Here is an 11,954-nt window from a genome sequence, read left to right as displayed (position 1 = left end):
AGGAGGGGGAAATCACTCCACCGCCTCGACCACGCCTTGGTCCTCCCCCAGGAAACCGCCGCTCTGGTGCTTCCAGAGTTGCGCGTAGGTCCCGTTTCGTTCGAGCAGCTCGGCGTGGGTGCCCTGCTCGATGATGCGCCCATCATCCATGACAATCAGTCGGTCCATGGCCGCGATGGTGGAGAGGCGGTGGGCGATCGCAATGACGGTCTTGCCCTGCATCATTTCATCGAGGCTTTCTTGAATGGCCACCTCGACTTCCGAGTCCAGTGCGCTGGTCGCTTCATCCAGCAACAGAATGGGCGCGTTCTTGAGCATCACCCGCGCGATGGCAATCCTCTGGCGTTGCCCGCCAGACAGCTTGATACCGCGCTCACCCACCAACGTGTCATAGCCGGTGTGCCCTTGCCGGTCACTGAGCTGCTGGATGAAGGCATCGGCCTGAGCGTCAACCGCGGCGCGGCGAATCTGCTCTTCGGTGGCGTCCGGACGGCCGTAGGCAATGTTGTCGCGAATGGATCGGTGCAGCAGCGACGTGTCCTGGGTCACCATGCCGATCACGCTGCGCAGGCTGTCTTGAGTGACATGGGCCACGTTCTGTCCATCAATGCGAATTTCGCCCTTGTCCACGTCATAAAAGCGCAGCAGCAGATTGATCAGTGTGGACTTGCCGGCACCTGAGCGACCGACCAGCCCAACCTTTTCGCCGGGGCGGATGTGCAGGCTCAGATCGTCCAGCACCTGCCGTTCACCGCTGTAGTTGAAGCTCACGTGATCGAAGGTTACGGCGCCACCCGAGGGGATCAACACGCTCGCGTTGGCAGCGTCCTGCACCTTGGGACTGCGGGTCAGGGTTTCGATGCCGTCCTGCACGGTGCCGATGTTCTCGAACAAGGAGGTCATCTGCCACATGATCCAGTGCGACATGCCGTTGATGCGCAGTGCCATGGCGGTGACCGCGGCCACCGCGCCGGTGCCGATGGCCTCCTGGTGCCACAGCCACAACGCGTAGCCACCCGCGCCGATGATCAGCGCCACCACCAATGCCTGGTTGACGATTTCGAACTGACTGACCAGGCGCATCTGGCGGAAGCCCGTTTGCTTGAAGTCCTCCATTGCAGCCCGAGCGAACTGCGCTTCGCGTTTGGAGTGGGAAAACAGCTTGACCGTCGTGATGTTGGTGTAGGCGTCCGAGACACGGCCCGTCATCGACGAGCGCGCGTTGGCTTGCTCCTGGCCCACTTTGCCCAGGCGCGGCACGAAGTAGGCCATGGCCAGACCGAAGAGAGCGATCCAGGCCAGGAACGGCAACATCAGTTTCGGGGCGAACCCACCGGCCAGCGCGATGATCGCGATGAAATACACACCGATACCGGGCGCGATTTCGATGAGGGTGAACAGGACCTCCCGCACGGCCAGCGCGGTTTGCATGACCTTGGTGGTGACTCGGCCGGAAAACTCATCCGAAAAGAACGAAAGGCTCTGGCGCAGCATCAGACGATGGAAGTCCCAGCGCAGCCGCAACGGAAGATTGATGGCCAGCACCTGGTGCTGGACCATGGTGCGCAGTGCAACCAGCCCGATGCTGGTCAGCAATACGACGCCAACGCCCCATAACACGTGGCTCTCCTGCGCTGCCCCATCGTCCCCCGCTTTCCAGGCCCCGAGCAGGTCCACGATCTGACCGAGGAACGAGAAAAGCCAGGCTTCGTAAATGGACACACTGGCGCTGAGCAGCGCCAACGCCAGGACATAACGCCGCGCGCCACGGGTGCAGGCCCAGAGGAACCGGACGAGGCCTTCGGGAGGGGGCGGCACTTCATCCGGCGGGAAAGGGTCTAGCCATCGTTCGAAAGCGCGAAGCATGCAAGTCTCCATGAATGTCGGAATGCTGCGATTCTGCCATTGAACGGTTGGGCCTCACATCTTCCTGTGCGTTCCCGGCATGACGATGCCGCGCGCAGCCGTTGCGGTGTCGAGCCGGTCACACTTGGGGTGTAAAAAATACGGAACCTGCCCGCTGCTCAAGCTTCCTATCTGTTGTTCAGTGGTGTCACGGCATTCGCCGTGACGGCAAGCACAGAGAGCACTTGCATGAGCGATATCCGAATCGGCATATCGGGCTGGCGCTATGTGCCGTGGCGCAAGGATTTCTATCCTGAGGGGCTGGCTCAGAAAAACGAACTCAAATTCGCCTCCAGAGCGGTGAACAGCATTGAAATCAATGGCTCGTTCTATTCTCTGCAGTCGCCGGACCTGTATGCCCGCTGGTACGCCGATACGCCCGAGGGATTCGTCTTCAGCCTGAAGACGCCTCGCTACATCACCCACGTCAAGCGGTTGAAGGACATCGACGAAGCGCTCGCCAACTTTTTTGCCTCCGGAATTTTTCAGCTCAAGGAAAAGATGGGCCCGATCCTCTGGCAATTTCCACCCAGCTTCAAATTCGACCCCGAGGGTTTCGAGGCCTTTCTCCACGCTTTGCCCCACGACGGCAAAGCCGCCAAAGCCTGTGCCAAACACTGCGCCGAGCGCATGGAGAAAGCCGGTTACCTCGACATTCCCGCCAAGGCCCGGGTGCGGCATGCGGTGGAGATTCGTCATGAAAGCTTCGCGGCCCCGGAATTCATCCGGTTGCTACGTCGCTACAAGGTGGCGTTGGTCACCGCCGACACGGCAGGCAAATGGCCGTACCTGGAAGACCTGACCAGCGATTTCGTTTACTTGCGTCTGCACGGCGACAAGCAACTGTACGCCAGCGGTTATACCGCTTCGGCACTCAAACGCTGGGGCGATCGCATTGATTCATGGCGCCGCGGGGAGCAGCCCGAGGACGCCCATCTGGCCTGCGACAAGCTGGGGCGGTCACGAAAATCCCGAGACGTTTACTGTTATTTCGACAACGACATTAAAGTTCGCGCGCCCTACGACGCCCGCCAGTTGCTGGAGCGTTTCGGCTTGGCCGCAGGTCTGGAAGTGGCCCCCGGCGATCTAAAAGGAGCCCAGCTGTGACCTCTGTCCTGACCCCCGAAGAGATTTTGGGCCGACGGCAGGCCGCCTCGACCCAGATCACGTTGCATGTGTTGACCATGAACATGCACATGGGCTTCGGCTTCCTTAACCGCCGTTTCATCCTGCCCGAGTTGCGGGACGCCGTGCGCAATGTTTCCGCTGACGTGGTGTTTCTCCAAGAGGTTCATGGCGAGCAGCAGAACCATGCCCAGCGCGTCAAGGACTGGCCGACCACCTCGCAATACGAATTTCTCGCCGACAGCATGTGGAGTGATTTCGCCTACGGTCGTAACGCGGTGTACCCCCACGGGCATCACGGCAATGCGCTGCTGTCCAAATACCCCATCGTGCGGCATGAAAATCTGGATATCTCGATTCTCGGTACCGAAGAGCGAGGCCTTCTCCATTGTGTTCTGGACGTACCGCGCTTCGGCGAAGTCCATGCCATCTGCGTCCACCTGGGCCTCAAGGAAGTGCACCGCCAGCAGCAATTGGCGTTGCTGGCGGATGTGGTCGCAAGCCTTCCAGATGATGCCCCTGTGATCATCGCCGGGGATTTCAACGACTGGCGCCTCAAGGCCGACGCGGCGCTGAGCTCGACCGGGCTGCGTGAAGTGTTCGTCGAGGCCTTCGGGGCTCCGGCCAAGAGTTTCCCCGCCCGCTTTCCGCTGCTTCGTCTGGACAGGATTTATGTTCGCAACGCTCAGGCCCGAGCACCCAGGGTGCTTTCCAACCGGCCCTGGTCCCATTTGTCCGATCATGCGCCGCTGGCGGTGGAGGTGACGTTATGAAGGCATTCAACAACCGGTATGGGGTCTGGCAGGACGGCAACGCCGTCGAGCTGCTGATCAACGGTGAAGATTTCTTTACCAAGGTATTCGAGTGCATACGTGCTGCGCAGCAGGAAGTGTTGATCGAAACCTTCATCATCTTCGAGGACCGGGTCGGCGAAGGGCTGCAGCAAGCGGTCATCGAAGCCGCAAACCGTGGCGTACGTGTGGTGATTACGGTGGACGACTATGGCACCAGCGACCTCAGCACGGCATTCGTCCAAGCCATGATCACCGCAGGCGTCCAGATTCAGTTGTTCGACCCGCGCCCCAAGTTCATGGGCATGCGCACCAATCTGTTCCGCCGGTTGCACCGCAAGGTGGTGGTCATCGATGGCGAGCTGGCGTTCATGGGCGGCATCAACTACAGCGTCGATCACATGGCGGACACCGGGATCACGGCCAAGCAAGATTACGCGGTACTGGTTCGCGGGCCGATCGTTGCGGACATCTACCGCTCCACCTTGCAAATGCTGGGGCCGGTCCTGCGCACATCGTTCACGCCGCTGAATGTCGTGACCCGGCGAGCGGGAAGCGCGCGGATGCTGTTCGCCGAACGGGACAACGACCGCCACACCACCGACATCGAAGAGCAATACCTGCAAGCCATGCGCAACGCGAATCAGCGCATCACCATCGCCAATGCCTATTTCTTTCCCAGCTACCGGTTTTTGCGGGAACTGCGCAATGCCGCACGGCGTGGGGTGAAAGTGACGCTCATTCTGCAAGGCCAGCCGGACATGCCTTTCGTCCGCGTCTGTTCGCGCTTGACGTACACCTGGCTGCTGCGCGAAGGCGTTGTCATCCACGAGTACAAGCAGCGGGCATTGCATGGCAAGGTGGCGTTGATCGATCAGGAGTGGTCGACGGTGGGTTCCAGCAACCTCGACCCGCTGAGTCTGGCACTGAACCTGGAAGCCAATCTGTTCATTCGCGACCGCGCCCTCAACCAGCAGTTGCATGAGCACCTCCAGGAGTTGGCGGCAACCCAGAGCAAACAGGCCAGCCTCAAGGGCCTGGCGAAGGGGCAGTGGTGGCGAGCGCCCATGATTTTCCTGAGCTTCCACTTCCTGCGCCATTTCCCGGCAATCGCAGGGCTGTTCCCGGTGCACGGCCCGCGTCTGAAACCGCTTCGCCCACCGGAAGTCATGCCCGGCGCTGAAACCCTCACGCGCGAACTGTCGGCTGATCAGGAGAGATTGTCATGAGCGGAGTATCCCATGCGTCGCCACGTGAGGTGCCAGCCGAGGCCTCACCCAAATCGAAGGTCTGGCTGAAATGGGCCAAGCGCGTCGTGACCCTGTTTTTCTTCATCGCCGTCCCGGTGATGTTGTTCCTGTTGGTCAAAAACCTGGACTGGAACGAGGTGACCCATGCGCTGGCGTCTTACAAAGCCAGTACCTTGGCATTGGGGTTCGTGGTCGCGGCGGGCAGCTATTTGACCTATTGCGGCTTCGACGTACTTGCCCGGCGTTACACGGCGCACAAGCTATCCATCAAGCAGATCGTCCCCGTGACCTTCGTCTGTTACGCCTTCAACCTGAACCTCAGTTCCTGGGTGGGCGGTATTGCCCTGCGGTATCGGTTGTATTCGCGCCTCGGGCTGGACGTTCCTACCATCACGCGGATTCTCAGTCTGAGCCTCATCACCAACTGGTTGGGTTACATGTTGCTGGCTGGATTTGTGTTCGCCGGCGGATTCATCGACCTGCCTGAGGGCTGGAAGATCGGTGACACCACCTTGCAGTTGATCGGCGTGCTGTTGCTGGTGGTGTGTTTCAGCTATTTCCTCGCCTGTCGCTTTTCCAAGCGGCGGACCTGGACGATTCGCAAGCAGCAACTGGTGCTGCCGTCGCTGAACCAGGCATTGCGGCAGGCGCTTCTGGGGGCGTTGAACTGGGGCCTGATGGCCTTGCTGATTTACATCTTGCTGCCGGAAAAGGCGTTTTATCCGGCCGTACTGGGCATTCTGCTGATCAGCAGCATTGCGGGGGTGATTGCTCACATCCCGGCGGGGCTCGGGGTGCTGGAAACGGTGTTCATCACTCTGATGCAGCATCAGTTCACCAAAGGGCAACTGCTTGCGGCGCTGATTGGCTATCGGGTGATCTATTTTCTGATTCCGCTGGTGCTGGCGGTCATCGTGTACCTGGTACTCGAGAAGCGGGCCAAGGCGCTGCGCCGTCAGAACGAGGCGCAACGCGTCTAGAACCCCTGATCAGCGCCGGCCGGGCCGCCGGGAGCAGCATTGCCACCGACGGCTTGGCCCGTTCATTGTCATTCGCGCCCGGCGAACACCCGCACCGCGTCTACCGCGTCGTTGGTTCCGCTGCTGATCTGAACGATGGCCGTTCCGGCCTGATCCGCGAGGTCGACCCCTTTGACCGCGTTGGCACGGGTGTTGTCCATGCTAACGATGGCTTGGCGGGTTTCGGTCTGGATCAGTTGGATCATTTCGGAAATTTCCTGCGTCGATCGGCTGGTCCGCCCGGCCAATTGCCGAACCTCATCGGCGACCACCGCAAATCCCCGGCCTTGATCCCCCGCGCGGGCTGCTTCAATGGCGGCGTTCAGGGCCAGCAGATTGGTCTGGTCGGCGATGCTGTGGATGGTGTTGACGATGGCTGTGATCTGCTCCGAGCGTTCGCCCAGTTGGCCGATGATCCGTGACGAATCTTCGATGTTGCGCGAAATCTGGCGCATTTCGCTGGCCGCCTCTTGAATCACTTGAGTGCCTTGCTCGGCTACTTTCTGGGTGCGCACCGAAATGTGATAGGCCTGCGCCGCGCTGTGGGCGTCCTGTTCATGTTTCTCGATGCGCGAGGTCACGTCGGAAGCGAATTTGACCACCTTGCTGAGTTTGCCGCAGGCGTCGTACACGGGGTTGTAGGAAGCTTCCAGCCAGAGGGTCTGGCCGTGCTTGGCGACGCGCTTGAACTGACCGCTGAAAAATTCGCCTTTGTTCAGACGGCGCCAGAAATCTTGGTAGTCGCTGCTACTGGTCAATTCAGCGGGGCAGAGCAGGCGATGGTGCTTGCCCAACAGCTCTTGACGGCTGTAGCCCAGCAGGCGCAGCAGGTTATCGTTGGCGGCGATGATGCGGCCGTCCAGATCGAACTCGATGACCGCCATGGCTCGGTCGATGGCTTGCAGCTTGTTGCGCGATTCGCTCTCGGCCTGCAGCTTGGCGGTCACGTCGGCAGCATATTTCACGACCTTGACCACATTGCCGTTGGTATCGCGCACGGGGTTGTAGCTGGCTTCCAGCCAGACCGTGCTGCCATCGCCTGCCACCCGTTGAAAGGTCGCGGACACGAACTCGCCATTGCGCAGCCGCGACCAAAGCTGCGTGTACTCGTTGCTACGCACATACTCGGGGGTACAGAACACGCGGTGCTCTTTGCCAATCACCTGTTCGGGGCGATAACGCATGACTTTGAAGAAGTTGTCGTTGGCCGTGAGCACGACGCCGTTGAGGTCGAACTCGATGCTTGCCATTGAGCGGCCGATGGCTTCCAACAGGCTGGCCTGATGGGAGACGGTCAGTTGCAGCTCCTGAATGACTTTGTTCTTTTGCGAGTCGAAAAACATGATGGCAGCCCAGAGAGATGAAACAACGATGAATCCTGTTCCATGGTCTCCAGGGCGTGTGTCAATGCCCAGTTGCCTGTTCCTTCTGCAGTGCAGAGATCATCACAAAGGTGATATCAAAAAGCTACAGGTAAGGTTGTACAGCTCGTCGGTTTTGTACAATATTTTTCAACTCGTCAAAAAAAAGCGTGGGGCAAATGACCCACGCTTTCTTGGCGATTCAGCAATCGGGCTACGGCATTACCGGGGGAATGTAGGCGAGGGTGGTGCCCAAGGCCCACAGCAGGAACAGCACCAGCGGCGTGTGCACCAGCAGTTGTACGAAGGAGAAGCCGATCAGGTCTCGCGCCTTGAGCCCCAACACGCCCAACAGCGGCAGCATGTAGAAGGGGTTGATCAGGTTCGGCAGCGCTTCGGCGGCGTTGTAGATCTGCACCGCCCAGCCCAGGTGATATTTCAGGTCATTCGCCACTTGCATCACATAAGGGGCTTCGATGATCCATTTGCCGCCACCGGACGGGATGAAGAAACCGAGTATCGCCGAATACACGCCCATCAACAGCGCATAGGTATCGTGGGAGGCGATGCTGGTGAAGAACGTCGAAATATGGTGCGCGACGGTCTGCGCGTCGCCGCCTTTGACGGTGGTGAGCAGGGCCGCGATTGAGCCATACAGCGGGAATTGGATCAGCACGCCTGTGGTGGTAGGTACCGCCCGGGCGACAGCGTCCAGGAAACTGCGGGGACGCCAGTGCAGCAGGGCACCGACCATGATGAACAGGAAGTTGTAGGTGTTCAGACCCGAAATCGCTGTGATCGCCGGCTTGGTGGTGAATTCGTTGTACAACCAGCCGGACGCCAGCACGACCATCAGAATGATCAGCAGCGGGCTGTATTCGAGCCACTCACCCGGGCGCGTGCGTGCAGGCAGAGGCGGCAGGCTGAAGGCCGGATCGACACCACATGCCTCGGCGTCGCGGGCATTGGCAGGTCCCGGCGCGGTGGCATAGGCCACGACGATGGAAATCACCACCAAGGCCAGCAGCATGATCCCTGACTGCCAGAGAAAGATGGTCTGGGTGAACGGAATCATCCCGGTGATCGCCAGAATCGACGGTGGCAGGCTGGCCGGGTTGGCCTGCAACTGCGCGGCCGACGACGACAGCCCCAGTGCCCAGACGGCGCCCAGGCCGAGGTAGGCCGCGGCACCCGCCGCCCGATAATCCATCTTCAGGTCGGTGCGACGCGCCAGCGCCCGCACCAGCAGCCCGCCGAATACCAGGGACAGGCCCCAGTTGAGCAGCGAAGCCACCATGGAGATCAGCGCGACCCAGGCGACGGCCGAGCGGCCGTTTTTCGGAAGGCGTGCCAGGCGATCGATCAGCTTTACGGCAGGCGGCGAGCTGGCGACGACGTAGCCGCCGATGACCACGAAGGCCATTTGCATGGTGAAAGGGATCAGACTCCAGAACCCGTCGCCGAAGGCCTTGGCAGTGTCGGCGGGTTTTGCACCGATGCCCAGGGTGGCGAGCGTGACGATCACCACGGCCAGTGCGGCGAACACCCAGGAATCCGGGAACCAGCGCTCGGCCCATTTGGCGCAGCGCAGGGCAAATCGTGCGGAGCGGCTTTCTTCGATATCGGCGGCCACGTGTGTTTCCTCTTGGAGTTATTGTTGGATGCTATTGAGATAGCTGTTTTTTTGTCGGCAGTGACGCAAGAAAAAGTGCAGCGCTAGATACGGCAAAGCCCCTTCATTGCTGAAAGGGGCAGGGTGGCATGGCGGTGTAGCATGGCTTGACCCGTTACCTGTAAGGGCGCGCCTGCTCGCGGTGCGATTATCCAGACACTGCGTGGGTGGCTGGACGGGCCACATCGCGGGCAGGCGCGCGCCTACAGGCGTACGGGGTGATGCCCCTAGAACGTCATTTCGACCACATCGTCCGGCACGATCAGCTTTCCGGCGGTCTTGGCGACGATTTCTTCGATGCTCACGCCCGGCGCGGTTTCGCGCAGGATGAAGGCGCCGTTCTCGATCTCGAGGTAGGCCAGGTCGGTGAGCACTTTCTTGATGCATCCGGCGCCGGTCAGCGGCAGGCTGCAACGGGGCAGCAGTTTCGACTCGCCGTCTTTGGAAGCGTGGGTCATGGTGACGATGATGTTGTCGGCACCGGCCACCAGGTCCATGGCGCCGCCCATGCCTTTGACCAGCTTGCCCGGAATCATCCAAGAGGCGATGTTGCCTTCGACGTCGACTTCGAAAGCGCCCAGTACCGTCAGGTCGACATGGCCGCCCCGGATCATGGCGAATGACTCGGCCGAGGAGAAAATGGAAGCACCGATGCGCGCGGTCACGGTTTGTTTGCCAGCGTTGATCATGTCGGCGTCGATGGTGTCCTCGGTGGGAAACGCACCCATACCGAGCAGGCCGTTCTCCGATTGCAGCATCACATCGATGCCGTCGGGGACGTAGTTGGCGACCAGCGTCGGAATGCCAATGCCCAGGTTCACGTAAAAGCCGTCTTGCAGTTCGCGCGCCACGCGCTGTGCCATTTGTTCGCGGGAAAGTGCCATGGTTCGAGTCTCTTTTATTCTGTTCGGTGGCCCATGTCGGATGGGGTTGGCGTCAGGCCTTTCTGACGGTGCGCTGCTCGATGCGCTTCTCGAAAGTGCCCAGGATCACGCGGTCCACGTAGATGCCCGGCGTGTGGATTTCGGTCGGCAGCAGCACGCCCGGTTCGACGATTTCCTCGACTTCGACCACGGTGATTTTGCCCGCGGTGGCGGCGACCGGGTTGAAGTTCTGCGCGGTGTGGCGATAGACCACGTTGCCGAAGTGGTCGGCTTTCCATCCTTTGATGATGGCGAAATCACCGGTGATGGCTTCTTCCAGGATCACGTTGCGGCCATTGAACTGGCGGGTTTCCTTGCCCTCGGCGACCGGCGTGCCGTAACCGGTGGCCGTATAGAAGGCGGGGATACCGGCACCGCCAGCGCGCATTTTTTCCGCAAGGGTGCCCTGGGGCGTGAGTTCGACTTCCAGCTCGCCTTTGAGCAACTGCTCTTCGAACAGTTTGTTCTCCCCGACGTAGGAGGCGATCATTTTCCGGATCTGCCGGTCTTCCAGCAGAATGCCCAGACCGAAACCGTCCACGCCGCAGTTGTTGGACACAACCGTCAGGCCTTTCACGCCCATGCGCTTGATATGCGCGATGAGGTTTTCCGGAATACCGCACAGGCCGAACCCCCCGGCCAATACAGTCATGTTATCGGTCAGCCCGGCGAGGGCTTCTTCGTACGTTGCGACGCGTTTGTCGAGTCCGGCCATGGTGTTCATCCCGCTTCGTTGTAGTTGTGCCCGGCCACCCGGTGATTCCGGCTGCCGGAGAGCGTTGATGGCATCTTCACCCGTGCTCAGTGATTTGTTAATTTTGTTTTTTTCATGAATTGATAAGTAAATCCAATATATGAATGTGAAGCAGCTCCGCGCCTTTCTTGCAGTCGCCCAATGCCTGAGTTTTGCCCAGGCGGGTGAGCGGCTGCACCTTTCCCAACCGGCGCTGAGCCTGACCATCAAGGCGCTGGAAGATGACCTTGGGGGGCAGTTGCTTACCCGCACGACCCGCAACGTTAGCCTCACCCCGGAAGGTGAGGCGCTGCTGCCCCTGGCTCGGCAGTTGCTGGCCGACTGGGATAACGCCGAAGAGGTGCTGCGCCAGCGGTTCACCTTGCAGATGGGCAAAGTGTCGATCGCAGCCATGCCGTCCTTCGCCGGGAGCCTGTTACCGGTCGCGCTCAAGGTGTTTCGCGAGCGTTACCCGCGGGTCAACGTAGCGGTTCACGATGTGATCAACGAGCAGGTGCTGGAGATGGTCGACCACCGACGGGTCGAACTGGGGATTGGATTCGAGCCGGAATCGAACAACAACCTGCTGTTCACGCCGTTTTACCTGGACCGTTTCGTGGCGGTGGTGCCCGTGGATTCTGCGCTTGCCGAGCGTGCGGTGGTGACCTGGGACGAGTTGCTGCACCACGATTTCATCACCCTGCAACGGCCCTCGGCAGTGCGTCTGTTGCTGGAGCAGGACCTGCAGCGCCAGCACGGCAAGCTGTCCGTGGCTTTTGAAAGTCATCAGTTGTCGACGGTCGGCAGGATGGTCGCCAACGGTCTGGGCGTCAGCGCGGTGCCGTCTCTGTGCATTCGGCAGATGGAGGAGTTGGGAGCGCGCTGCGTTGCGTTGGACGGGCCGCGAATCGAGCGACAGATCGGGTTGATGACCCTGGCAGACCACAAGTTATCCGCGGCCGCGCAGGCATTGAGGGATGTGTTGATTGAGTGTGCGAAGCCAGCCCCCGAAGTACGTTGAAGTTCGTAGCGGCCATGGCCCAGCAGCGCGCCGCTCATCGCCTAAAGCCGTATTCATGTAGATGAATGCATGAATACAAGGGCTTTTCAGCCATTTTTCATGAAAAAATCGCTGCGGCATTCGGTCGCATCCGGTATCGTTCGGGCGCCTGAAA

General features: G+C 60.3%; 10 protein-coding genes. 5 read left to right on the top strand and 5 right to left on the bottom strand.

Annotation, left to right across the window (positions count from 1 at the left end):
- Positions 1 to 12: 12 nt before the first annotated feature.
- A complete protein-coding gene (locus DBP26_RS06670) occupies positions 13 to 1,866 on the bottom strand; it encodes an ABC transporter ATP-binding protein (RefSeq protein WP_108237106.1) in 1,854 nt (617 codons plus the stop codon).
- A gap of 228 nt (positions 1,867 to 2,094) precedes the next feature.
- Between DBP26_RS06670 and DBP26_RS06665 the strand changes: the two genes are divergently transcribed.
- From DBP26_RS06665 to DBP26_RS06650, 4 genes are all read left to right on the top strand, one after another.
- Entirely contained in the window at positions 2,095 to 3,012 is a 918-nt protein-coding gene (locus DBP26_RS06665) for a DUF72 domain-containing protein (protein ID WP_108237105.1), read from the top strand.
- 77 nt (positions 3,013 to 3,089) lie between these two features.
- Complete coding sequence (locus DBP26_RS06660) at positions 3,090 to 3,803, top strand: endonuclease/exonuclease/phosphatase family protein (RefSeq protein WP_108237309.1); 714 nt, start codon at positions 3,090 to 3,092, stop codon at positions 3,801 to 3,803.
- The gene (gene clsB / locus DBP26_RS06655; protein WP_108237104.1) at positions 3,800 to 5,050 is read left to right on the top strand and encodes a cardiolipin synthase ClsB; all 1,251 of its coding nucleotides are present in this window, start codon (positions 3,800 to 3,802) and stop codon (positions 5,048 to 5,050) included. The genes DBP26_RS06660 and clsB overlap by 4 nt, the downstream gene beginning before the upstream one ends.
- The gene (locus tag DBP26_RS06650) at positions 5,047 to 6,051 is read left to right on the top strand and encodes a lysylphosphatidylglycerol synthase domain-containing protein (RefSeq protein WP_108237103.1); all 1,005 of its coding nucleotides are present in this window, start codon (positions 5,047 to 5,049) and stop codon (positions 6,049 to 6,051) included. Before clsB ends, DBP26_RS06650 begins: the two co-directional genes overlap by 4 nt.
- Before the next feature lie 68 nt (positions 6,052 to 6,119).
- On the opposite strand, the gene DBP26_RS06645 is transcribed toward DBP26_RS06650, so the two are convergent.
- From DBP26_RS06645 to DBP26_RS06630, 4 genes are all read right to left on the bottom strand, one after another.
- The gene (locus DBP26_RS06645) at positions 6,120 to 7,433 is read right to left on the bottom strand and encodes a PAS domain-containing methyl-accepting chemotaxis protein (RefSeq protein WP_108237102.1); all 1,314 of its coding nucleotides are present in this window, start codon (positions 7,431 to 7,433) and stop codon (positions 6,120 to 6,122) included.
- Between the two features lie 232 nt (positions 7,434 to 7,665).
- Positions 7,666 to 9,084 carry a TIGR00366 family protein gene (locus DBP26_RS06640; RefSeq protein WP_108237101.1) on the bottom strand — a complete coding sequence of 473 codons (1,419 nt, stop codon included), beginning with the start codon at positions 9,082 to 9,084 and terminating at the stop codon, positions 7,666 to 7,668.
- A gap of 266 nt (positions 9,085 to 9,350) precedes the next feature.
- Complete coding sequence (locus DBP26_RS06635; RefSeq protein WP_108237100.1) at positions 9,351 to 10,007, bottom strand: CoA transferase subunit B; 657 nt, start codon at positions 10,005 to 10,007, stop codon at positions 9,351 to 9,353.
- Positions 10,008 to 10,059: 52 nt separating this feature from the next.
- A complete protein-coding gene (locus DBP26_RS06630; protein WP_108237308.1) occupies positions 10,060 to 10,761 on the bottom strand; it encodes a CoA transferase subunit A in 702 nt (233 codons plus the stop codon).
- 139 nt (positions 10,762 to 10,900) lie between these two features.
- Between DBP26_RS06630 and DBP26_RS06625 the strand changes: the two genes are divergently transcribed.
- Positions 10,901 to 11,800, top strand: coding sequence for a LysR family transcriptional regulator (locus DBP26_RS06625; RefSeq protein ID WP_108237099.1), 900 nt, complete (start codon positions 10,901 to 10,903; stop codon positions 11,798 to 11,800).
- Positions 11,801 to 11,954 lie beyond the last annotated feature (154 nt).

The sequence above is a fragment of the Pseudomonas sp. RIT409 genome (genome assembly GCF_003052515.2).
In the GTDB taxonomy this organism is placed as follows: domain Bacteria; phylum Pseudomonadota; class Gammaproteobacteria; order Pseudomonadales; family Pseudomonadaceae; genus Aquipseudomonas.
This window is presented reverse-complemented; position numbering and strand designations above follow the sequence as displayed.

What these genes read in the sequence shown, in the direction of transcription:
- DBP26_RS06645 (WP_108237102.1), bottom strand. Translation starts at nt 7,433, where the DNA reads ATGTTTTTCGACTCGCAAAAGAACAAAGTCATTCAGGAGCTGCAACTG.
- DBP26_RS06660 (WP_108237309.1), top strand. Translation starts at nt 3,090, where the DNA reads ATGAACATGCACATGGGCTTCGGCTTCCTTAACCGCCGTTTCATCCTG.
- DBP26_RS06650 (WP_108237103.1), top strand. Translation starts at nt 5,047, where the DNA reads ATGAGCGGAGTATCCCATGCGTCGCCACGTGAGGTGCCAGCCGAGGCC.
- DBP26_RS06670 (WP_108237106.1), bottom strand. Translation starts at nt 1,866, where the DNA reads ATGCTTCGCGCTTTCGAACGATGGCTAGACCCTTTCCCGCCGGATGAA.
- DBP26_RS06635 (WP_108237100.1), bottom strand. Translation starts at nt 10,007, where the DNA reads ATGGCACTTTCCCGCGAACAAATGGCACAGCGCGTGGCGCGCGAACTG.
- DBP26_RS06625 (WP_108237099.1), top strand. Translation starts at nt 10,901, where the DNA reads ATGAATGTGAAGCAGCTCCGCGCCTTTCTTGCAGTCGCCCAATGCCTG.
- DBP26_RS06665 (WP_108237105.1), top strand. Translation starts at nt 2,095, where the DNA reads ATGAGCGATATCCGAATCGGCATATCGGGCTGGCGCTATGTGCCGTGG.
- DBP26_RS06630 (WP_108237308.1), bottom strand. Translation starts at nt 10,761, where the DNA reads ATGGCCGGACTCGACAAACGCGTCGCAACGTACGAAGAAGCCCTCGCC.
- clsB (WP_108237104.1), top strand. Translation starts at nt 3,800, where the DNA reads ATGAAGGCATTCAACAACCGGTATGGGGTCTGGCAGGACGGCAACGCC.